This is a genomic window from Acinetobacter sp. (genome assembly GCF_041919735.1).
In the GTDB taxonomy this organism is placed as follows: domain Bacteria; phylum Pseudomonadota; class Gammaproteobacteria; order Pseudomonadales; family Moraxellaceae; genus Acinetobacter.
On the sequence record NZ_JAYRTF010000006.1, the window covers coordinates 1 to 20,312 of the forward strand.

Here is a 20,312-nt window from a genome sequence, read left to right on the forward strand (position 1 = left end):
TAAAAATCCACACAAGTTGTTCTTCATAATCTCTTAATGATCTTCTTGCTGACTCGTCATCAGCAAGCTAGGTCGGCTATATTACGCTTTCTTTTCAGAAAGTCAACCAGTAATTTCAGATTATTTTTAAACTTTCTTTCTAAAACCAAACTCAATCAAGTCCTTGTTTTATCAGAAGTTTTAATCTTCATCACCGCCGATGGATGTGCATTCTACAGCATTTCACTTGCGTTGCAACACCCTTTTTTAAATTATTTCACCGCATGTCTCTTTTTTAAACAAACCAATGGCTTTTCGTATTATTATGAGTCCGTTTCACCTTATATTACCCGCAATTTAAATTAATTTATTATTCACACATATAGCCATATCCTGAAATGTTCCGAAAATTTAACTTAAAAGCCGTATGTTTCAGCGTACTTCTTTTCAGCAGTTCCTGTTTTGCTGAATCCGCATCCTCGCTGTACAGCACCGTATTTTCCATTTTAAGCTATGCCCAATGGAATAATGCCGCGCCTGCCATTTGCGTGCTGGATAATGCTTCGCTGGCCCAGAAATTTAAGGCCCACTCTCCCAATCCCGCTAATTTTAAAATTTCAAGCATTCATAGCACTGACATAAAAAACCATGAGTGCCAAGTTTTAGTGTTTTCAAGTTTCTCACCCCAAGCCGAGCAGCGGTTTCTAAATACTTCAGTCCGCTTTCCAGCTCTATCCATCAGCACCAACAATACTGAATGCGAATTAGGAAGCGCTTTTTGCATTTATAAGCGCAATTCAAACTATGCATTCAAAGTTAATTTAAGCAGCCTCTCCCAGGCGAAAGTCCATGTCGATCCGCGAGTTTTATTGCTCGGCAAAAACATGGAGGCAAATAAATGAAACCGCTATATAAGCCCATTACGCTGCATCAATTATTTACACGCTCCCAGCTGACTATTTTTGTGCTGACATTCAGCATTTGCTCTGCAATTTTTCTGGTTATTTCAACCTACACAATGAATGCTTATGCAAAAAGCAGCCTTAAAATTTTGACATCGGCATTGAATGAACGGATTCAGCCTGCGGTTGTGTTTAATGATCAGCTCACGATCAATCAAATTCTGAATGAATATATTCAGGAATACCCAATACGCACCATTGAAGTGGATACCGCTGATCATGATCTATTTGTGCATGTCCAGCAAAAAGACTTCCATCCGTTTTCCAGCCAATCATTTTTAGATCACTTGTTTTACAGCCAGCCGATCAATATGGATATCAGCCATAATCAACACAATTATGGCAAGTTAACGGTATACGGCAATTCCTCCGAATTGGTTGTGTTCTTCCATAAAATTTTGATTGCCTTGGCCATAGGCTTTGTTTTATTGCTGGGCACTGCATATTGGTCTGTAAATTCGGTCTATCAATACCTGATGCAATCCATCCGCACAATTGCCGAATCCGCCCAAACCATCAGTGTTAAAAAAGACTACAACATGCGGGTGTCCAGTTCAGACATTCAGGAACTGCAAGCCTTGAGCACGGCATTTAACGGCCTGCTCAGCGAGATTGAACAGTCCAACTACAGCCTGATGAATGAAAACGACAAACTGCTTCATCAGTCCAAGCATGATCCGCTGACACATTTGCCGAACCGCAATTTCTTTTATCAAGAGTTATTCAAGCTCTTTGAAGGTCAAGAAACCCAGCATGCAGCCGTTTTATTGCTGGACTTAAACGATTTTAAAAGCGTCAATGAAAAATTCGGCCATTTGGCCGGCGATGCAATACTTCGGGCTGTTGCTTACTGCATTAAACAAATTCTGCCTGCCGATGCTTTCTTCTCACGCTTAGGCAATGATGAATTCGCCATTATTATTCCAAACATCAATGTTTCGGCCGAAATTGCTCAGCATTGCCAGCAAATTCAAGACTGTTTCTCATCCACTTTTATTTTTGAACAGCATCAAATCTCTCTGAGCGCAGGCATAGGCGCAGCATTTGCTCATAAAGCCAAAACACCGGAAGAGTTAATTGCCAATGCGGATCACGCGCTGTTCAAGTCAAAGCAAGACCATGAAAAATGGTATATTTATCCTAAACCCGACCATAAATAGGCTTTTTATGTTAAAGAAAACAGCAGTCATTTGCTTAATTTTTACATTAAGCGCAGTGTTAAGCGCATGCATGAGTTTAGGGAACTTAAGCTACAAACAAGCAAAAATGCTGAAGAATGAAGGTTTTGTATTAACCAATGACGGATGGACACTGGCCTTGCCAGAACGCCTTCTGTTTAATTTTGATGATGCCCAGATCAAAAAGCACCAGCAAACCAACTTAATTTCACTGTCTAACCAATTGCACAAATACAATTTAGAAAAAGTAAAATTCGTGGGCCACACCGATAATATCGGTCAGGCCAGCTACAATTTACAGCTTTCTGAAAAACGCGCGCAAAGTGTAGCGAATATTTTCTTAAACAACGGCTTCAAGGCGAACAATATCCAAATTATTGGCCGCGGTTCTGAATTCCCTATCGTCAGCAATGACACCGAAGAGCACCGCGCTCAAAACCGCCGAGTGAACATCACCATCATTCCTTAAACGCTTCACGCATAAAAAAAGCCTCCAATCATTGGAGGCTTTTTTATAGCAAAAATTCTTTATCAGCGAACGCGTACTGAATACCACCAAATTTCAGGCATAAAAAAACCGCTTAACGCGGCATCTTTATTTGACTACTTCTTAGAGAAGTGGTCGGAGCAGTAGGATTCGAACCTACGACCCCCTGGTCCCAAACCAGGTGCACTACCAGGCTGTGCTATGCTCCGAATTGGGGTGAATGATGGGATTCGAACCCACGACAACCGGAATCACAATCCGGGGCTCTACCAACTGAGCTACATCCACCGTCACATCGCTTTCAGATTCTATATATCAAGCCCACCAAATGGCGCGCCTGACAGGATTCGAACCTGTGACCATCCGCTTAGAAGGCGGATGCTCTATCCAACTGAGCTACAGGCGCATGCTCGATGATACAAAATATCATGCGATTATATTGCCTTGAAGAATTGGTCGGAGCAGTAGGATTCGAACCTACGACCCCCTGGTCCCAAACCAGGTGCACTACCAGGCTGTGCTATGCTCCGATTCATCTCAGCTTTCGTATCGAACATCTCGTTCGGTACGGGGTGCATTTTAGGCGCGACGCCCAAGGACGTCAACACCTATCTTTAAAAAAAGTTAAAAAAACGCTTCAACCGCTTATTTATCAAGCATTTTACGCGTTTTTTAATCAATAATCAGCGTTTTAATCCAGCACTGAAGTTCAGCATGCGGTCTAAAGGCAATTTTGCCCGTTCAGCCAGCTCAGGATCGACGAATATTTCTTGATCGCCGCGCTGCAAAACCTGCAAAATGCCATCCAGCTCATTCATTGCCATCCATGGGCAATGCGCGCAGGAACGGCATGTCGCCCCTTCTCCGGCCGTAGGCGCCTCAATCAAGGTCTTATTCGGCACCGCCTGCTGCATCTTGTAGAAAATGCCGCGGTCTGTCGCCACAATTAAACGCTCATGCGGCAACGTCTGCGCAGCTTTAATCAATTGCGAGGTGCTGCCCACCGCATCCGCAATCTCCACTACCGATTCAGGCGACTCTGGATGCACCAGCACCGCCGCATCCGGATACAGCGCTTTCATATTGGCAATGCCGCGCGCGCGGAACTCTTCATGCACAATGCAGGCGCCATCCCAAAGCAGCATGTCCGCGCCGGTTTTCTTCTGAATATAGCGCCCTAAGTGCTGATCCGGCGCCCAGATAATTTTTTCACCCAAGCTGTCCAGATGCTCAACAATTTCAACGGCGCAGCTGGACGTCACTACCCAGTCGGCACGCGCTTTCACAGCGGCAGAAGTATTGGCATACACCACAACCGTATAATCCGGATGCGCATCGCAAAACTGGGTAAACTCATCGACCGGGCAGCCCAGGTCTAAAGAGCAGGTTGCTTCCAGCGTCGGCATCAGCACGGTTTTTTCCGGCGATAGGATTTTAGAGGTTTCGCCCATAAATTTGACGCCAGCCACCACTAAGGTTGTTGCTGGATGATCCCGCCCGAAACGCGCCATTTCCAATGAGTCAGACACGCAGCCGCCGGTCAGCTCCGCCAATTCCTGCACTTCAGGATCACAGTAGTAATGCGCCACCAGAACAGCATTGCGCTTTTCTAGTTCCGCCTTAATCAATTCAAATTTTGCAAGCTTAACTTCTTCAGTTAAAAGATGCTCCTTCACCTCACCCAAACGATCTAAATGCGCCTGCACAATGGATTTTGCTTCATTGGCAATTAAATTATTCGCATCATTCATAACAAGAACTTCTCTATCCTTATCGTCCAATCTCTAGAATGGACTTGACTCAACTTACTGATCAGCAATGGCTCATGGCTTTTTGACCAGTCATTCAAAAGTTTCAGCTGCAAAAAAGCCTCACGATGGAGGCTTAAAAATTAATGGTTAAGAACGGTAATCTGCATTGATCTTCACATAATCATAGGAAAGATCGCAGGTATATACCGTATCTTTTGCGCTGCCGCGCCCTAAATCAACACGGATGGTGATCTCCGCTTTCTGCATCTCGGCCGCGCCCGCTTCTTCGGTATAATCTGCAGCTGCGCCGCCATCTTTGCAAATCTGCACATCACCCAGCCAAACCTGAATATGTTCAACATCCAAATCAGGCACGCCGGCATAGCCGATGGCAGCCAAAATACGGCCCCAGTTCGGATCTGAAGCAAACAGCGCTGTTTTCACCAATGGCGAATGCGCAATGCTGTACGCCACATCGCAGCATTCCTGTGTATTGCCGCCGCCCTCTACAGTGACGGTAATGAATTTTGTCGCACCTTCACCATCACGTACAATCAGCTGTGCCAAACGCTTCATAATGCGCGTCAACACGTCTGCAACAGCGGCATAGCGCGGATCATCCTGCGAGGTGATCTCCACGCCGCCAGCCTGGCCTGTCGCTGCAAAAATGCATGAATCGTTGGTTGAGGTATCCCCATCAATGGTGATGCGGTTAAAGGACACATTGACCGCATCCTTAAGCAGCTGCTGCACCAGCGCGCGGCTGATCGGCGCATCTGTAGCGACATAGCTCAGCATCGTCGCCATGTTCGGGCGGATCATGCCTGCACCTTTAGAAATGCCGCTCATGCTATAAGTGATGCCATCCAGCACAAACTGCTCAGATGCGCCTTTCGGTGTAGTATCCGTGGTCATAATGCCCGCAGCAGCATCGGCCCAAGCATTGTCATTCAGTGAATCCAATGCCGGCTGCAAGCCTGAAAGCAAACGGTCAATCGGCAATTGCTCGCCAATCACGCCGGTTGAAAACGGTAAAATTTCTGAAGCCTGCACACCGGCCAATTCAGCCAGCTTGGCGCAGGTTGCTTCAGCATTGGCCATGCCGATTTTGCCTGTGCCGGCATTGGCATTGCCGGTATTAATCACCAAGTAACGCGGATTGCCTGCTTGCAGATGCGCTTTAGACACATGAACTGGGGCAGCGCAGAACGCATTTTGGGTAAAGACGCCCGCAGCTTGAGTATCTTCTGAAAATTCAAAGATGACTAGGTCACGTCGGTTCTGATAGCGGACATACGCTTCTGCCGAACCAATTTTTACACCTTTCACCGCATGCATGTGCGGCATAGATACGTCACCAACTGCCATTTTTCAAATTTCCAATTCAGTTTGATAGAAAAAATACAGCTTAGAGCAAAATACATAAAAAATCGAGCGTCAGCCTAGTTTTAAGCCGTTTTTATTGCGCCGGTTATTTCCATAAAAAAACCAGCCTGCCGGCTGGTTTTTTACATGTTCATGCAATGCATCACTGCATCTATCAGTTGCGCGCCAATTGGCCTGCGCCATCCAAGAGCGCCTGTTTTGCGCGCTGCTGACTCGCTTCAGACAATGCTGGATTGGATGCCACAATACGGTCTGCATTGGCTGAGTTTGCCGCAGCAATTTTTGCAGTCTGCATGACGATTGGACGGTTTGGATTTGCAAAAGTGTAGCGGATGCCGGTACGCGGGCTGGCAACAGTCACTTGGCCGTCAGCGCCCACTTGAACTTGCGCGGTCTGCGCACCCATAGCCTGCTTCACTTTTTCCGGTGTCGTCGTTTGGGTATTCGCAAATGCACATACAGGCATTGCAAGCATCGCAATCATGAACGGCTGTAATACTTTTTTCATTGTCTGTTCCGTTTTCCAGTTCTCATTCAAACACTAAATAACACTTAATCCGGCGAACTGCAAATACAATTCGCAGCCATCCAAATCCTGCTGCAGCATCCATCACGGCCAAATGGCCCTGATGGATTGAAACAGAACTTAGATTTTACCGTGGCACTGCTTGTATTTCAGGCCTGAACCGCAAGGACATGGTGAATTTCGGCTTTCCGGTGCGATAATTTGATCATTGGATACCGGAGTAAACTGCGCATCCACTTCAGCAGCAGAAGAATCTTCAGCCAATAAGCTGTCAAATTCAGCATGCGATAAGTTCAGCTGCATAGCGTCAGCCTGAGCCTGCTTCTGCGCTTCCATTTCCGCCAGCTCTTCAGCAGTCGGCACATGAACACGCGATAGATCGGTTACAACATCCGATTTGATGACCGCCAGCATATTCACAAACAAGTTGAAGGCTTCTTTTTTGTATTCCTGCTCCGGGTTCTTTTGCGCATAGCCGCGTAAATGAATGCCCTGACGCAGGTAATCCATCGCCGCCAAATGCTCTTTCCAGTGACGGTCCAATGCGTTCAATACAAAGTAGCGTTCCAGCTGAGCTGATGACTCTTCACCCATCTGCTCACGGCGCGCATGATAGCGCGACAGCACTTCATCGGTAATGCGTTCGACCAGGCCCTCTTCATCCAGACGGCGGTCCTGCTCCAGCCATTCATTGATCGGCAGATCAATCGACAAATCTTCACGCAGCGCGGCTTCCAGGCCTTCGATATCCCATTGATCATGAATAGACTCTGGCGGCACATAAATTTCAATCACGCCTTTCATCACATCACGGATCATTTCTTCAATGTATTCCTGCAATGAATTTTCCGCCAGCACATCATCACGCTGTGAATAAATAATCTTACGCTGCTCGTTGTTGACGTCATCGTATTTCAGCAAGTTTTTACGGATGTCGAAGTTGCGGGCTTCCACTTTGCGCTGCGCATTTTCAATTGAGCGCGACACCATTTTATGTTCAATCGCTTCATCTTCTTTAAGCCCCATTGCGCGCATCATGGCCACCACACGGTCGCCAGCGAAGATGCGCATCAAATCATCTTCCAAAGACAGATAGAAACGCGAAACGCCTGGGTCACCCTGACGGCCCGCACGGCCGCGCAGCTGGTTATCAATACGGCGTGATTCGTGACGTTCAGAACCGATAATATGCAAGCCGCCAGAGTTCAGCACCATGTCATGGTTTTGTTCCCACTCCGCTTTCAGGCGCTGTTCATCTTCTGCTGTCGGTTCTTCAATTTTTGCCAGCAAAGCTTTCCAGTTGCCGCCGAGCAGAATATCGGTACCGCGGCCCGCCATGTTGGTCGCAATGGTGACTGCGCGCGGTGAACCGGCTTGCGCGATAATATCCGCTTCACGTTCGTGCTGCTTCGCGTTCAAGACTTCGTGCGCAATACCGGCTTCTTTCAATTTATCAGACAGAATTTCCGACGCTTCGATGGTGGCGGTACCAATCAGAATCGGCGCAACACCGTCTTCATGCACACGCTGAATTTCTTGAATAATGGCGTTGTATTTGCCATTGCGGTTCAAATAAATTAAATCGTTTTCATCTTTACGGATCATTGGGCGGTGGGTTGGAATCAGCACCACATCCAAGCCGTAAATTTCTTTCATTTCGGCCGCTTCAGTATCAGCTGTACCGGTCATGCCTGAAAGTTTTTTGTATAGACGGAAATAGTTCTGGAAAGTAGTGGTCGCCAGCGTTTGGTTTTCCGGCTGGATTTCCAAGCCTTCTTTGGCTTCAACTGCTTGATGCAGGCCTTCTGACCAGCGGCGGCCCGGCATGGTACGGCCGGTGTTTTCATCAACAATAATCACTTCACCCTCATGGATGATGTAATGCACGTTGCGCTGATACAGATAATGCGCGCGGATCGCGGCAGAAACGTGATGCACCAAGTTCAGGTTGGCGGATGAATACAGGCTTTCACCTTCGGCCAGCAAGCCCATTTGAATCAAGGCATCTTCTACAGTTTCGTAGCCGATTTCGGTCATTTCAACGGTGCGCTGCTTTTCATCAATCCAGAAATGGCCGCCATCCGGCACTTTCTCTTCTTTTTGCGGATGCAATGTCGGCGGAATAGAATTAATTGCGGCATACAGCTGCGATGAATCTTCACTTTGACCGGAAATGATCAGCGGGGTGCGCGCCTCATCAATCAGGATCGAATCGACCTCATCGATGATGGCATAGGTTAAGCCGCGCTGTTTTTTTTCGGCCAGCGAGAACACCATGTTGTCACGCAGATAGTCAAAGCCGAATTCGTTGTTGGTGCCGTAAGTAATGTCCGAGCGGTAAGCCTGCGCTTTTTCTGTCGGATCCTGCATTGAATAGATAATGCCAATGCTCAGGCCTAAAAATTCAAACAGCGGACGGTTCAGCTCAGCATCACGCTGCGCCAAGTAATCGTTCACAGTAATGACGTGGACGCCTTGACCGCTGATGGCATTCAGATAACACGCCAGCGTCCCCATGAGGGTTTTACCTTCACCGGTACGCATCTCTGCAATTTTACCTTCGTGAAGCGTAATGCCGCCGATCAGCTGTACATCATAATGGCGCATTCCCATCACGCGCTTCGCCGCTTCACGGCAGACAGCAAATGCCTCTGGCATCAGTTTATCTAGGCTTTCGCCTTTATTATAGCGTTGTTTGAATTCTTCAGTTTTAGCAGATAAGTCTGCATCGCTGAGTGCAGATATCGTCGGCTCGAGCGCATTAATCTTTTCTACGATTTTACGCATGCGTTTGAGTTCGCGCTCATTTTTTGTACCGAAGATTCCTCCGATCAGACTTGCCAACATGAATAGACTCTCTAAATCTTGCTTGTCAAATGAATATGTTTTCTTAGTCGTTATTATGGTGCTAGAAATTCGAAGTACAAGGGCTTTGCACAAAAAGCCATTAAAAAATCTGGTCTTTCATTCTAGCCCGATGGACATAAGGCAAAGTAATGTAGCAAATTTTATACAGCCTACATAGTCAATGCCCGATGACTCTCAGGATTTTTTTACGCTTTGGCGATGTCTGCTTTTTCACTTTATTCATAAAGAAATCAAAAAACAGTATTTTCCAGAGTAAAGAAAATCCGCCATATTAAATCGACATCAAAATACAACAATGCATTATGAGGCTTGAAAATGAGTTTACGCTTAGGAGACACCGCACCGGATTTCACTCAGGATTCCAGCGAAGGCAGCATCCGTTTTTATGATTTTTTAGGCGACAGCTGGGGCATTCTGTTCTCGCATCCTGCCGACTACACACCCGTCTGCACCACAGAGCTGGGCTATACCGCAAAACTGCAGGATGAATTTGCCAAGCGCGGCGTAAAAGCCATTGCGCTGTCGGTGGATGATGTCGAATCTCACAAAGGCTGGATTAACGACATTAATGAAACGCAAAACACGACTGTGAATTTTCCAATCATTGCTGACAAAGACCGTAGCGTGTCTACGCTCTATGATTTTATTCATCCGAATGCCAGCGAAACACTGACAGTTCGCTCACTGGTAATTATTGACCCAAATAAAAAAGTCCGCCTGATCATTACCTACCCTGCATCAACAGGCCGAAACTTTAATGAAATTCTGCGGGTGGTTGATTCATTGCAGCTGACAGACAATCATAAAGTTGCTACACCTGCCAATTGGCAGCAAGGTGACGATGTAGTGATTGTGCCATCACTCAAAGATGAAGAAGAAATTAAGCAGCGCTTTCCAAAAGGCTATAAGGCAGTTAAACCCTACCTTCGCTTAACACCCCAGCCTGAGCAAGGATAAGCAGAGCACTGCTCTGCCCTTGCGCAAGACGAGAAGCTATGCTTCGAGTAACAATCCTCAAAGCACTGCTTTAAGTATTCGCAATACAAACGAAGTGCATAGTCACTAAACGAAGCACCGCTCCATCCTCAAACAGATTAGGAGAATATATTTATCGAACAGCCAGTTATGAGATTTTCCACTTTTAAGATGGCATGACGAGCCACGTCTTAAAGATCTTCCCAGCCTGTCTTTAGACAGGCTTTTATATTCTACAGACAACAGCATCGAGCAAATTCAAATTGTTGAATTGATCCGCCTCAGTTATAAAGGAGGCAACAAATGCATAAAACTGAATACCGATAAAGCTTAATCATGATCTATAACATTCATCATTTGCATTGCGGCACTCTGTGCCCCTTATGCGGCCCGCTGTTCGGGCAGCGCGGCATGCATGCACAGGTGATTTGCCACTGCCTGCTGCTGGAAACAGATCAGGGCCTCGTCTTGGTCGATACCGGATTAGGCCTGCAGGACTATCTGCATACCAAAGCGCGCCTCGGCAGCTTGGTTGCTCGGACTGGGCGCATTGAACATAACTTAGAATTGTCTGCAGCAGCGCAAATTCAACGGCTGGGCTTTCAAGCCAAGGATGTCAAACATATCTTGCTGAGCCATTTGGATTTTGATCATGCCGGCGGTATTTCCGATTTCCCGCACGCCATGGTGCATGTGCTGTCCAGTGAATACAATGCCGCGCAAAACTTAAAATCCTTAAAAAATAAAGCCCGCTATAAGCCGCAGCAGTTTCAGCAGCACCGCTACTGGAATTTCATCGAGCCGCTGCAGGGTGAAAGCTGGCATAACCTGCACCGCGTGCAAGGCTTTGCGTTGTTTCAGGATGAGATTCTGATGATTCCGCTGCCGGGCCATACCCTCGGTCATTGCGGAATTGCCATTCGCAAGCCAGACGGCTGGATTTTTTTCTGCGGAGATGCCTACTACTCACACCTGCAGTTAACGGGCCAGCACTCGTTAAAAGCGCTGAATCAGCTGGAACGCTTTTTTGCGGCAGATAATGCGCAGCGGCTGGCCAATTTGGAAAAGATTCAGCATTTGGCGCGAACCGAACCGGCCATTGAATTCATCTGCGCGCATGACCCCGCTGAATTTAAAAGGTATCAAACATGATGAAATCTACCGCATTGATTCTCGCCTGCACGCTCAGCCTCTCCGGCTGCATGACAGCGAAGGCTTGGCCAGATCAGCAGCGCCCTGCAGCGTGGGGCAGCGTGCTGAACAAGCAGGCGAATTTCTATCAAATCAGCCCTTTCGTTTACCGCAGCGAACAGCCGGATGCTGAACTGCTGCCTTTGCTGAAAGCGCACGGCATTCACATGGTCATTAATTTAAGATCAGGCAACGCGGATGAACGCATCCTGCCAGCTGAAGACTTTCAACGGGTGCATGTGCCCATCAATACATGGGCAATTTCAAGAGAAGACCTGTTGCAGGTCATGCAAAGCATTCAGCATGCCCAGCGCAATAAGCAAAAGGTGCTGATCCACTGCTATCACGGTTCAGATCGGACGGGTGCCAGCATCGCCATGTACCGGATTATTTTTGCAGGCTGGGACACTACTGATGCGCTAAATGAAATGAAATATGGCGGTTATGGCTTCCATCCCATTTGGAGCAATATCGAAAAATTATTCAGCGCCGAAAATATAAAATGGATCCGCCAGCAGCTGGCGGATCCATCTTAAAGTCTTGCTCATTAAGGCTTTTTGATAAGGTTTGTTTAATTTCGCTTGTCTAGCGGCACCCAATCAATTACCCAAGCTGATTTCATGCCTAAGCTGGCGTCAGAAGTGATTTTCTTACGCGCAGCATCAGCTGCTTCACGGTCTTTTGACGGGCCGACCATAATCCGGATGCCTTTAGAAGTCGGGCTCTTAGTCACACGGTAGCCTTTGGCTTTCAGCTTGGACGCCACGGCATCCGCATTGGCTTCATTGGCGGCCAGCGCCACTTGCACCATCCACTGCTTATCGCCATGCTCCAATAAATCGCGGGCTTTTTCAGCATCCGCCTTTTTCTTCGCTTCTTCTTTGCGTTTTTCTTCCGCTTTGCGCTTAGCCTCAGCCGCCTGCTTTTCTGCAGCCTGCTTATCCGCAGCTTTCTTCTCGGCAGCTTTCTTCTCGGCAGCTTTTTGCTCTGCGGCTTTCTTTTCAGCCGCTAAGCGTTTTTCTTCCGCTGCCCGCTTCTGTGCATCAGCGGCTTTTTTGGCAGCGTCCTGCTTCGCTTGATCAGCCTTTAGCTGCGCTGCTGTCTGCTGTTCCTGCTTTTTTTGAGCCGCCAGTTTATCCTCAGCAATATGCTTTTGCTTAGCCGCTTGATCTTCAATCAGCTCAGGCGGGATATTGTCTGAACTTTGCTGCGCTGAACGGCGCGCATTCAGCTCCGCATATTCTTCAGCCGCTTTGCGGGCAGCATCAGCTTCGGCCTGCTGCTGCATCGCCAAGAACTCGGCAGCGCGCGCTTCCTGTTCAGCAACGGACTTTTCGCGGGCTTGACGCTGCGATTCCAGCAGGCGCTTTTCAGTTTCAACATCGACTGTTAAGCCCGCTGCGCTGTTTGAATTTTTTTGCGAGGCTTCCGCCGCTGTTTCTGGCACTTGCAGCTGATTTTGATGAATCTCTTCTTTGCCTTTCAGGAGCAAAGCTGCCAACAAAACACCGCCGCTTAATAAAACAACACCGCCCATCCAGCGCTGTTTGTTATTCATTGACATTCTTCCAAATACTCCCATACCGCTTCTAAGGTATGAAATGAACCGCACACTAAAATCAGCTGATTATTCTTTGATTCATCTAAGGCCGATTTAAAAGCTAATTTCACACTGTCGAAGTGCTGCACTTCAAGCCCCTGCAGTGCAGCATCCAATTGTTGGATCTCAGCAGCGCGCGGAACAGTTAATGGTGCAATTTTCCACATTAAAACAGTATCTTTCAATAAGTTGGCGACAGAATTTATATCCTTGTCCGACAGCATCGAGAAAACACTGATCACTTCTGTGTACTGTTTATTGTATTCTAAGAATTTTCGCAATTGCTTTAACAAAAAATCAACGCCATGCGGATTGTGTCCCGCATCAAAAATGACGGTTTTTTCAGCAATTTTCCGTATTTCAAAACGCCCTTGCAGCTGGGCATTCTGAATGCCCTGCGCAATGGCTTGCTGGGAAACCGCCAGCCCGCTGACTAAAATCGCCGCCACTGCAGTCGAGATATTTTCCAGCGCCAAACTGCCCAATGGCAGCTTTAAAGTGATGCCTGGAGATGCAAACAGCCAAGATTGGCCGTCATCGGCATATTGATAAAAATAATCACGGTTCACCGCATGCAGCTGAGCATGGTATGCATCGGCTTTCTCTTGAATCGCCTGCGGCAACGCCTGCTGGCCGCCAAAAATCACAGGAATCTCTGGACGGATAATGCCGGCTTTTTCGAAGGCAATTTTTTCAATAGTATCGCCCAGCCAGTCGGTATGATCCAAACCGATATTGGTAATCACCGCCACATCAGGATCAATCACATTGACCACATCCAAACGTCCGCCCAGACCCACTTCGAGCACCCAGACATCGCACTGCTGCTGTTTAAAAATCACCAAAGCAGCCAGTGTGGTGGCTTCAAAAAATGATAAAGATAAATCACAGCTGCGGCGCGCGTCATCGACCGCTGCAAAAGCATCAATCAGCGCTTGATCACTGACTTCAATGCCTTTGAGCTTTACCCGTTCATTGAAGCGGTAGATATGCGGTGACTGATACAGCCCAACCTTATAGCCCTGCGCATTTAAAATCGCCGCTAAAGCTGTGGTGGTTGACCCCTTGCCGTTGGTTCCCGCTACTGTCAGCACTTTGGCTTCCGGACGGGTCACCCCAAGCTTTTCAGCCACAGGAATGACACGCTCCAAGCCTAAATCAATGCCCGTAACATGAACATGGCTCCAATAATCGAGCCATGTGTTTAAAGAATCGGTTGCAAGAGGTGCTGTGTTCAAGACAAGTTCATCAATTTACTGATAATGCGGTATACAGTATCACGTAATGCGTGACGGTGAACAATCTGATCGATTACACCATGATCAAGCAAATATTCAGCGCGCTGGAACGGTTCTTCCAGTTTTTCGCGTACAGTCTGCTCAATCACGCGCTTGCCGGCAAAGCCGATCATCGCTTTAGGCTCAGCAATATGCACATCGCCCAGCATCGCCAAAGATGCCGTTACGCCGCCGTATACAGGGTGAGTCAGCACGACCACATAAGGCAAGCCTGCTTCTTTCATTTTTTGAATGGCTGCAGAGGTGCGCGCCATTTGCATCAATGACAGCATGCCTTCCTGCATGCGCGCGCCGCCGGAAGCCGCAAAACAGATCAGCGGCTGTTTCTGCGCAATCGCGCGTTCAGCGGCCTGTACAAAACGGTCGCCAACCACTGAACCCATTGAACCGCCCATGAAATCAAATTCAAACGCGCAAGCCAGCATTGGAATATCTTTCAGCAAGCCCTGCATCACCACCAGCGCTTCAGTTTCGCCGGTTTTTTGCTGCGCTTCGCTCATGCGGTCAGGATAAGCTTTGCTATCGACAAATTTTAGCGGATCTTTTGCTTTGAACTCTTGTCCCAATTCACTTTGCACTTGGTCAAAGAACCAGTTTAAGCGGTCACGCGCCTTCATGCGCAAATGCTCATCGCATTGCGGGCAAACATAGGCATTGAATGACATGGCTGTACGGGTCACTAATGCATGACACTCAGGGCATTCAATAGTCGGCTCTGTAAAAGTGGCTTTCAGCGCCTGCTGCTGATCCGGCATGTGAATGCCCGGCACAGTGCGCTCCGTCCACGGTGTAGACGGGCTTAGAATTTTCCCTGATTTCGCGTCTTGACTCATACTAACTCATCGAGCGCTGCTCGAAGCTCCTTAACTTTATTCACCGTTGCTGTAACGGCTTGTTCTGGGGCTAAGCTTGCAAACTGTTTGACAAATGCGCTGCCGACAATCACAGCATCCGCAGCGGCGCCCATGGCTTTGGCAGAAGCCGCATCACTGATACCAAAACCGACACCGACTGGAATGTCAGTATGCGATTTGATTTTCTGGATGCGCTTAGCCGCTTCAGCCACGTCTAAGGTCGCTGCACCAGTCACCCCTTTCAGGGAAACATAGTAAATAAAGCCGCTCGCCTGCTTCACAACATGCTGAATGCGTTCATCTGTAGATGTTGGCGCCAGCAGGAAGATTTGATCCATGCCGTATTTTTGCAGCACTTCATCCAAATCTTTTGCCTCTTCTGGCGGCAAGTCCACCAAAAGCAGGCCATCGACACCGCATTCATCCGCATATGCCACAAATTTTTCGTAACCAATCACTTCAACAGGATTCAGGTAGCCCATCAAAACCACAGGTGTTTCTGTGTCTTTTTGACGGAATTCTTTCACCATGTTCAACGCATCCAGGGTATTGGTGCCGCCAGCCAGCGCGCGTTCAGCCGCCAGTGCAATCACTGGGCCATCCGCCATTGGATCTGAAAACGGCAAGCCCAATTCAATCACATCAACACCCGCATCAACCATGCCGTGCAGCAGAGGGACGGTTACTTGCGGATGCGGATCGCCAGCCATAACATAAGAAACCAAAGCTTTACGCTTCTGAGATTTAAGTGCTTCAAAACGTGTGGCTAAACGTGACATAGGGCTTTACTTTCCTTGAATGGTTCAAAACGAGAGCTGGCTCGTGCAAAAATACAAGCCGCTGCAATACAAGACACTGCATTGTAACGCTATTTTTCACCCATTGAACAGGGTATGAACATTTCTGCCGGTATTTGTACAGTTTGCAAATCTTTCAGAACAATCCGAAAGCCACATTTACGGCTATTTCAGCATTTTTCACAATGATCAAAGATGCCTAATTTCACTCAATTACAAAATGTTAAGCTTTGAAACAAACCCAACCATGCGCACAAATAAATCATAAAAATAAAATACTTATACCAACAAATGTTTTTTCATCGACTTTGCAAAAGCTGTTTGATCTGCCGCTTGGCGCAGCGGTTTTTGCTGAGGCTACGCGCTCAGGCGCCCTCAGCGCAGTTCCGGCCCGCGCCTGCATCCGCCTGGAAAAGATCGGCTAAGCAAGCGCTTTGCTGCATCAAATCTGCCGATGCAGAATGGCTTAACTTGTAGCAAAGCGTTGCGGCGCCCGCCAGCAATCCGCTGATTTAAATATTCAGCTTCAGCTGTTTTTTGCGCTGCATCAACGTTTGCCCTGCCGAAGCCTTATATGCCCGCGCTAAGGCAGACTGATCGGAATACCCCAGCTGCCGGGCAATTTCCGTAAACGCAATGCCTTGCTGCAGCAGCTGTTCACAGCGCTTCATGCGCTCTGCATCTAAAACCTGCTTAAAAGAACTGCCCTGCTCCTGCAATTTGCGCTGCAACGTCCGTACAGACAAATGCAGCTCATCGGCCATCTGTTCTATTTTAGGCGCTTGCGCACTCAGCCGCAGAGACTCTGCAACCTGCTGATGCAGGTGCTGCAAAGCATTTTCATAACGCGGCTTAGAGGCAATCGCCTCTTCCGCCTGTTTCAGCAGCAGCTGCATCAAGGATGGATCCGCCAATTCGGACTTTAAATCCAAACTGTCAGAACTGATGACAAATGAATACTGCGGATAACCGAAGATGACACTGCAGCCGAAAAACTTTTCATAATGATAGTGTGCCATTTGCGGCGCATGCGCGAATTGAATACGCAGCAGCTGCAGCGAAGCGGGAAAAATCTGTTTGGCTAAACGCGCCATGCAGGCCGTGGTCAGCTCATTGACCAGCGCATATTTTTCATCATGCAGCGGCCAAGACAAATGAATTTCCCCATCCTGATGGCTCATGCGCATTGGCGACACTTCCGCACCGTCAATCACCAGCCGGCTGAAGCGCACAATATAGCGCAGCGCCTCCGCCACGCTGCTGCAGCGCGTCGCCATATAGCCCAGCACGCCAAAATGCTCTGCCCGAATAAACTGCGCCATTTCAAAAATCAGCTGCGGGCAATCCAAATGCTGCCGGGTCAGCTCCATCACCGCAGAAAAAAAAGAATACGGCGACTGCGAGTCGATCGGCAGGGACAGCACATGTTCCAGCTGGCTCTGATATGGCGTCAAAAATGCCAGCTGGCGCCAATTCAGCTGCTGTTCGGTTAAATACATGTTCCACAGCTGAAAATAGCCATTGAGGATATGCAACTCCTGCATCCTGCACCTCGCACTTATTCTTTTTGGCTTTTAATTTTGACATGAGTAATTTTCACATTGGCGTTAAATGTATAAAAAATGGCAATAACTGTCAAAACATTTGCCTGAATCTTCGACATACTGCAAGCATCACCGGCAAATGAAGTAAAATAAAATGAATGCCTCTGTTCAATATTCTCAGGCCAGCCCTGTGGTGCGCACCAAGCTGAATTTCAAGCTGGATGAAGCGCCCCGCTTCTGGTTTGGCGGCGATCCTTATCTGACCCGCATGTTTGATGCCTTAAGCCTGACTTTTCCGGATGGCGAACGCTATTTTATTGAATCTGTACGTTTATTCCGTGATCAAATTCAAGATCCGGATCTCAAGCAGCGCGTTGCAGATTTTATCCGTCAAGAAGCCCAGCACGGCATGGCGCATGACAAAATGAACCAAGTCATGCGCGATCAAGGCATGCCGGTCGATGCCTTTATCCGGCGCCTGAATAAAATTTTTAAATTTGAACTGAGCAGGCGTTCGCCGCAGTACAACATCGCCATGACCGCAGCGGCCGAACACTTAACTGCCTTAATGGCAGAGACCTTTTTTAGTCAAAAACAAACCTTACAGAATGCACATCCTTATGTCCGTGCCCTATTTGCGTGGCATGCAATTGAAGAGATGGAACATCGTGATGTGGCCTTTGATGTAATGAAGCAAGTCGGCCATGTCCCAGAAGCAACCCGGAAATTTGCCCTGGCGTTTACCACCGCCATGATGCTGGGCTTCACCACCTACCGCGCCGATGTGATGCTGAAATATGACGGCTTTAATCGGATTGAACGCTTGCAAATGATGGCCAAAGGCTTGCCTTGGTTTTTTGGCAAAAAAGGCGTTCTATCGCGGATGCGCCAGCAATACCTGGATTGGTTTAATCCAAGTTTCCATCCAAGCCAGCATCCAATCATTGCTCAATACGACGTGTGGGTCAAAACCTTGGAAGAAACCGGCGATCCGATTCAAGCAGGCGACGCTTTTTGGCAGGCGGCGCAATAGGCGGATGCTTAAAGCAAACCTGAAAAGCTAAAACCTGCTGGCAGCGGCAACTTATTCGTTCTCAAAATGTTGCAAAACAGGCAGGCATAAAAAAACCAAATCTGAAAACAGCTTTGGTTTTTTATGCCTTGAAGCCAAGGCATGTCCATGCGCTCAATGCGAGCGCTTACCATTTTGCATAGTGCTGCTCCAGCAGGCCGTATTCATTCAGCAGGATAATTTCTTTATCCCCTTGCTGGATGGTGCCGCTGATTTTCGCTTGCCACTGGCTGAATTGGCTGCCCACCAGCCTCAAATTCAGATTTTCATAACGGCGCCATCCGGTGCTGACCATCAAATTCAGCTTATTGTCCAAAGAGCGGATAATCCACTGATGTTCATTTTCCTGCAAAAACAGCACATCTTCTAAGGGATACAAAACGCCATTCAGCCACAGGCAATTTTCATTGCCAAAGCTTTCATTGACGCCAGAGGCTAAATTCAAACCGATGCGGTTGTTTTCTGTATCCCAAAAGTTGCAGGACAGCCAAAACCATGCCGTTTCTGGACGCAAGAATCCGCAGGTATCATCCAAGGAGGCAAAGGTGCGCTCATTGAATTGAATCAGCTCGCCGCGCTTATTTTTAAAGAAGCCTTCACAGCCCAGCGTGGTGAGTTTTTGCGTATAGGTCCAGCCATTGATGCCCGTCGGGCTGCATAAGCTGAGCGGATCTGTGCCGGCGCAGAAAATGCGCGCGCTCAGCTGCAGTTCACCATACTTACTGACCTGAATATAGCGCACGCCATTAGCATGCTGAATATCCAGCTGAATGCCTGACTTAATAAAATGGCTTTGATTGTACTGCGGCTGTTCATCCAGCACAGTATTCACGGCCAGTACATTAATGGCGTTCCATTCAGTCACTTCATTGTGCATGTGGTCATAAACATACACAAAAGCATGCCCTGCCCAAGCGATATCGGCAATGGCTAAGCCTATGGTGTAATACTCATGCTGAATGCAGCAGAATTTGAATTTTTTGTATTTTAATTTTTTGCGCCAGCCATTCAGCTCTTTGCCATACGGGGTTTTATACACGTATTGATTTAAATCGATCTTCTGCGGCAATGCACTGAAACGGCCATAATTCGGCTGTCCATTCGGCTGTATTAAATCCATTTATTCGTATCCGTAGAATAAATTTGTCTGAAATTCCTTATACTTATTATGCCTATAATTTTTCAGCAAAACAGTTCCATACGTCTAATTTGCATAAAAATTCACAAAAATATTGCAGCAGGACAGCAAAACATAACATTCAGCACGGCCCCAATCCGGTGTTTGATCCAGATTCAGCAAGAAATGCTTCAGTGCTGCCTCATTCACCAATCGTAATATAAGTGTTTTCCCACTGCGCCGGCGCAAAATCTCCAGCAGCCAAATGAATATAGCGGCCGTGCACGCAATCAACCGCGATGCAGTCATCCACATCCAGCACGCGGTCTGTGTGCTGCTTCTGCCAGTCTGCGCCGAAAGAGGCTTTTCCGCGCTGTTTGGCCTCAGCGGCCTCTTTGCCAATCACCAGCACATAGCGGTGCTGTTCGCCATATTCACTGGTGATATAGCCGCCCAGATTAATCAGCCAAAGCTTCGGCTCCGACGGGTTGGGCGCTGCATCGCTGAATTGGATTTGATAGTTTTTTCCTTCAGAAACCACACCGCCGATTTTTGCCCAGGCATCGATATGCAGGCCTTGCTGTTCGCCAAACCATGCATTTCTGAGCTGCGGATAGACCGTTTCAAGTGAATCGCCAACTGCAAGAATGACATCATGCACTTCTACATTTGCGCGCGCATGCCGGCCGCCGAGCATCACCATGAATAAACTGGACACGATCTCCCC

The 20,312-nt window shown here is 47.8% G+C and carries 18 protein-coding genes and 4 tRNA genes; 7 read left to right on the forward strand and 15 right to left on the reverse strand.

Translation table 11 applies throughout. The features are described from left to right. The first annotated feature begins 377 nt into the window (after positions 1 to 377). The 3 genes from ACE3T3_RS04740 to ACE3T3_RS04750 are packed head-to-tail and all read left to right on the forward strand — an operon-like array spanning position 378 to position 2,588. Positions 378 to 881, forward strand: a complete 504-nt coding sequence (locus ACE3T3_RS04740; protein ID WP_374664578.1) for a YfiR family protein — start codon at positions 378 to 380, stop codon at positions 879 to 881. Further along, a complete protein-coding gene (locus ACE3T3_RS04745; RefSeq protein ID WP_374664580.1) occupies positions 878 to 2,101 on the forward strand; it encodes a diguanylate cyclase domain-containing protein in 1,224 nt (407 codons plus the stop codon). Before ACE3T3_RS04740 ends, ACE3T3_RS04745 begins: the two co-directional genes overlap by 4 nt. 7 nt (positions 2,102 to 2,108) lie before the next feature. Then, positions 2,109 to 2,588: an OmpA family protein gene (locus tag ACE3T3_RS04750; protein WP_374664582.1), complete on the forward strand. Its 480-nt coding sequence runs from the start codon at positions 2,109 to 2,111 to the stop codon at positions 2,586 to 2,588. A 150-nt stretch (positions 2,589 to 2,738) separates the two neighbouring features. On the opposite strand, the gene ACE3T3_RS04755 is transcribed toward ACE3T3_RS04750, so the two are convergent. The 8 genes from ACE3T3_RS04755 to secA all read right to left on the reverse strand — a co-directional run bounded on the left by ACE3T3_RS04755 (position 2,739) and on the right by secA (position 9,116). Beyond that, positions 2,739 to 2,815 (reverse strand) — tRNA-Pro (locus tag ACE3T3_RS04755). 3 nt (positions 2,816 to 2,818) lie between these two features. Continuing rightward, a tRNA-His gene (locus tag ACE3T3_RS04760) sits at positions 2,819 to 2,894 on the reverse strand. A 41-nt stretch (positions 2,895 to 2,935) separates the two neighbouring features. Continuing rightward, positions 2,936 to 3,012: transfer RNA gene (locus tag ACE3T3_RS04765), tRNA-Arg, on the reverse strand. A gap of 47 nt (positions 3,013 to 3,059) precedes the next feature. After that, positions 3,060 to 3,136 (reverse strand) — tRNA-Pro (locus ACE3T3_RS04770). 153 nt (positions 3,137 to 3,289) lie between these two features. Beyond that, a complete protein-coding gene (gene nadA, locus ACE3T3_RS04775; RefSeq protein WP_374664584.1) occupies positions 3,290 to 4,357 on the reverse strand; it encodes a quinolinate synthase NadA in 1,068 nt (355 codons plus the stop codon). A gap of 147 nt (positions 4,358 to 4,504) precedes the next feature. Continuing rightward, complete coding sequence (gene argJ / locus ACE3T3_RS04780; RefSeq protein ID WP_374664586.1) at positions 4,505 to 5,725, reverse strand: bifunctional glutamate N-acetyltransferase/amino-acid acetyltransferase ArgJ; 1,221 nt, start codon at positions 5,723 to 5,725, stop codon at positions 4,505 to 4,507. Positions 5,726 to 5,897: 172 nt separating this feature from the next. Then, positions 5,898 to 6,251, reverse strand: a complete 354-nt coding sequence (locus ACE3T3_RS04785) for a hypothetical protein (protein WP_374664588.1) — start codon at positions 6,249 to 6,251, stop codon at positions 5,898 to 5,900. 138 nt (positions 6,252 to 6,389) lie between these two features. Next, positions 6,390 to 9,116 carry a preprotein translocase subunit SecA gene (gene secA, locus ACE3T3_RS04790; RefSeq protein ID WP_374664590.1) on the reverse strand — a complete coding sequence of 909 codons (2,727 nt, stop codon included), beginning with the start codon at positions 9,114 to 9,116 and terminating at the stop codon, positions 6,390 to 6,392. 336 nt (positions 9,117 to 9,452) lie between these two features. On the opposite strand from secA, the gene ACE3T3_RS04795 reads away from it, so the two are divergent. The 3 genes from ACE3T3_RS04795 to ACE3T3_RS04805 all read left to right on the forward strand — a co-directional run bounded on the left by ACE3T3_RS04795 (position 9,453) and on the right by ACE3T3_RS04805 (position 11,839). Beyond that, complete coding sequence (locus ACE3T3_RS04795) at positions 9,453 to 10,094, forward strand: peroxiredoxin (RefSeq protein WP_374664592.1); 642 nt, start codon at positions 9,453 to 9,455, stop codon at positions 10,092 to 10,094. A gap of 354 nt (positions 10,095 to 10,448) precedes the next feature. Next, on the forward strand, positions 10,449 to 11,264 hold the full coding sequence (locus tag ACE3T3_RS04800) for an MBL fold metallo-hydrolase (RefSeq protein WP_374664594.1): 816 nt from the start codon (positions 10,449 to 10,451) through the stop codon (positions 11,262 to 11,264). After that, positions 11,264 to 11,839 carry a dual specificity protein phosphatase family protein gene (locus tag ACE3T3_RS04805; RefSeq protein ID WP_374664833.1) on the forward strand — a complete coding sequence of 192 codons (576 nt, stop codon included), beginning with the start codon at positions 11,264 to 11,266 and terminating at the stop codon, positions 11,837 to 11,839. The genes ACE3T3_RS04800 and ACE3T3_RS04805 overlap by 1 nt, the downstream gene beginning before the upstream one ends. A gap of 35 nt (positions 11,840 to 11,874) precedes the next feature. On the opposite strand, the gene ACE3T3_RS04810 is transcribed toward ACE3T3_RS04805, so the two are convergent. The 5 genes from ACE3T3_RS04810 to ACE3T3_RS04830 form a co-directional block, all read right to left on the reverse strand. Continuing rightward, positions 11,875 to 12,867: an SPOR domain-containing protein gene (locus ACE3T3_RS04810; RefSeq protein ID WP_374664596.1), complete on the reverse strand. Its 993-nt coding sequence runs from the start codon at positions 12,865 to 12,867 to the stop codon at positions 11,875 to 11,877. Then, positions 12,858 to 14,141, reverse strand: coding sequence for a bifunctional tetrahydrofolate synthase/dihydrofolate synthase (folC, locus tag ACE3T3_RS04815; protein ID WP_374664598.1), 1,284 nt, complete (start codon positions 14,139 to 14,141; stop codon positions 12,858 to 12,860). The genes ACE3T3_RS04810 and folC overlap by 10 nt, the downstream gene beginning before the upstream one ends. Then, positions 14,138 to 15,034, reverse strand: coding sequence for an acetyl-CoA carboxylase, carboxyltransferase subunit beta (gene accD / locus ACE3T3_RS04820; protein WP_374664600.1), 897 nt, complete (start codon positions 15,032 to 15,034; stop codon positions 14,138 to 14,140). Before accD ends, folC begins: the two co-directional genes overlap by 4 nt. Further along, on the reverse strand, positions 15,031 to 15,834 hold the full coding sequence (gene trpA, locus ACE3T3_RS04825) for a tryptophan synthase subunit alpha (RefSeq protein ID WP_374664602.1): 804 nt from the start codon (positions 15,832 to 15,834) through the stop codon (positions 15,031 to 15,033). Before trpA ends, accD begins: the two co-directional genes overlap by 4 nt. Positions 15,835 to 16,364: 530 nt before the next feature. Continuing rightward, complete coding sequence (locus tag ACE3T3_RS04830; RefSeq protein WP_374664604.1) at positions 16,365 to 17,396, reverse strand: AraC family transcriptional regulator ligand-binding domain-containing protein; 1,032 nt, start codon at positions 17,394 to 17,396, stop codon at positions 16,365 to 16,367. Between the two features lie 154 nt (positions 17,397 to 17,550). Between ACE3T3_RS04830 and ACE3T3_RS04835 the strand changes: the two genes are divergently transcribed. After that, positions 17,551 to 18,429 (forward strand): metal-dependent hydrolase, encoded by an 879-nt coding sequence (locus ACE3T3_RS04835; RefSeq protein WP_374664606.1) that lies wholly within the window; start codon positions 17,551 to 17,553, stop codon positions 18,427 to 18,429. Between the two features lie 166 nt (positions 18,430 to 18,595). On the opposite strand, the gene ACE3T3_RS04840 is transcribed toward ACE3T3_RS04835, so the two are convergent. Both ACE3T3_RS04840 and ACE3T3_RS04845 read right to left on the reverse strand, forming a co-directional pair. Then, entirely contained in the window at positions 18,596 to 19,588 is a 993-nt protein-coding gene (locus ACE3T3_RS04840; protein WP_374664608.1) for a DUF2804 domain-containing protein, read from the reverse strand. A gap of 199 nt (positions 19,589 to 19,787) precedes the next feature. Then, positions 19,788 to 20,303, reverse strand: a complete 516-nt coding sequence (locus tag ACE3T3_RS04845; RefSeq protein WP_374664610.1) for a DUF1543 domain-containing protein — start codon at positions 20,301 to 20,303, stop codon at positions 19,788 to 19,790. Positions 20,304 to 20,312 lie beyond the last annotated feature (9 nt).

What these genes read in the sequence shown, in the direction of transcription:
- ACE3T3_RS04795 (WP_374664592.1), top strand. Translation starts at nt 9,453, where the DNA reads ATGAGTTTACGCTTAGGAGACACCGCACCGGATTTCACTCAGGATTCC.
- trpA (WP_374664602.1), bottom strand. Translation starts at nt 15,834, where the DNA reads ATGTCACGTTTAGCCACACGTTTTGAAGCACTTAAATCTCAGAAGCGT.
- ACE3T3_RS04840 (WP_374664608.1), bottom strand. Translation starts at nt 19,588, where the DNA reads ATGGATTTAATACAGCCGAATGGACAGCCGAATTATGGCCGTTTCAGT.
- ACE3T3_RS04800 (WP_374664594.1), top strand. Translation starts at nt 10,449, where the DNA reads ATGATCTATAACATTCATCATTTGCATTGCGGCACTCTGTGCCCCTTA.
- ACE3T3_RS04805 (WP_374664833.1), top strand. Translation starts at nt 11,264, where the DNA reads ATGAAATCTACCGCATTGATTCTCGCCTGCACGCTCAGCCTCTCCGGC.
- ACE3T3_RS04750 (WP_374664582.1), top strand. Translation starts at nt 2,109, where the DNA reads ATGTTAAAGAAAACAGCAGTCATTTGCTTAATTTTTACATTAAGCGCA.
- ACE3T3_RS04835 (WP_374664606.1), top strand. Translation starts at nt 17,551, where the DNA reads ATGAATGCCTCTGTTCAATATTCTCAGGCCAGCCCTGTGGTGCGCACC.
- ACE3T3_RS04810 (WP_374664596.1), bottom strand. Translation starts at nt 12,867, where the DNA reads ATGTCAATGAATAACAAACAGCGCTGGATGGGCGGTGTTGTTTTATTA.
- argJ (WP_374664586.1), bottom strand. Translation starts at nt 5,725, where the DNA reads ATGGCAGTTGGTGACGTATCTATGCCGCACATGCATGCGGTGAAAGGT.
- ACE3T3_RS04745 (WP_374664580.1), top strand. Translation starts at nt 878, where the DNA reads ATGAAACCGCTATATAAGCCCATTACGCTGCATCAATTATTTACACGC.
- nadA (WP_374664584.1), bottom strand. Translation starts at nt 4,357, where the DNA reads ATGAATGATGCGAATAATTTAATTGCCAATGAAGCAAAATCCATTGTG.
- secA (WP_374664590.1), bottom strand. Translation starts at nt 9,116, where the DNA reads ATGTTGGCAAGTCTGATCGGAGGAATCTTCGGTACAAAAAATGAGCGC.
- ACE3T3_RS04785 (WP_374664588.1), bottom strand. Translation starts at nt 6,251, where the DNA reads ATGAAAAAAGTATTACAGCCGTTCATGATTGCGATGCTTGCAATGCCT.
- ACE3T3_RS04830 (WP_374664604.1), bottom strand. Translation starts at nt 17,396, where the DNA reads ATGCAGGAGTTGCATATCCTCAATGGCTATTTTCAGCTGTGGAACATG.
- accD (WP_374664600.1), bottom strand. Translation starts at nt 15,034, where the DNA reads ATGAGTCAAGACGCGAAATCAGGGAAAATTCTAAGCCCGTCTACACCG.
- ACE3T3_RS04740 (WP_374664578.1), top strand. Translation starts at nt 378, where the DNA reads ATGTTCCGAAAATTTAACTTAAAAGCCGTATGTTTCAGCGTACTTCTT.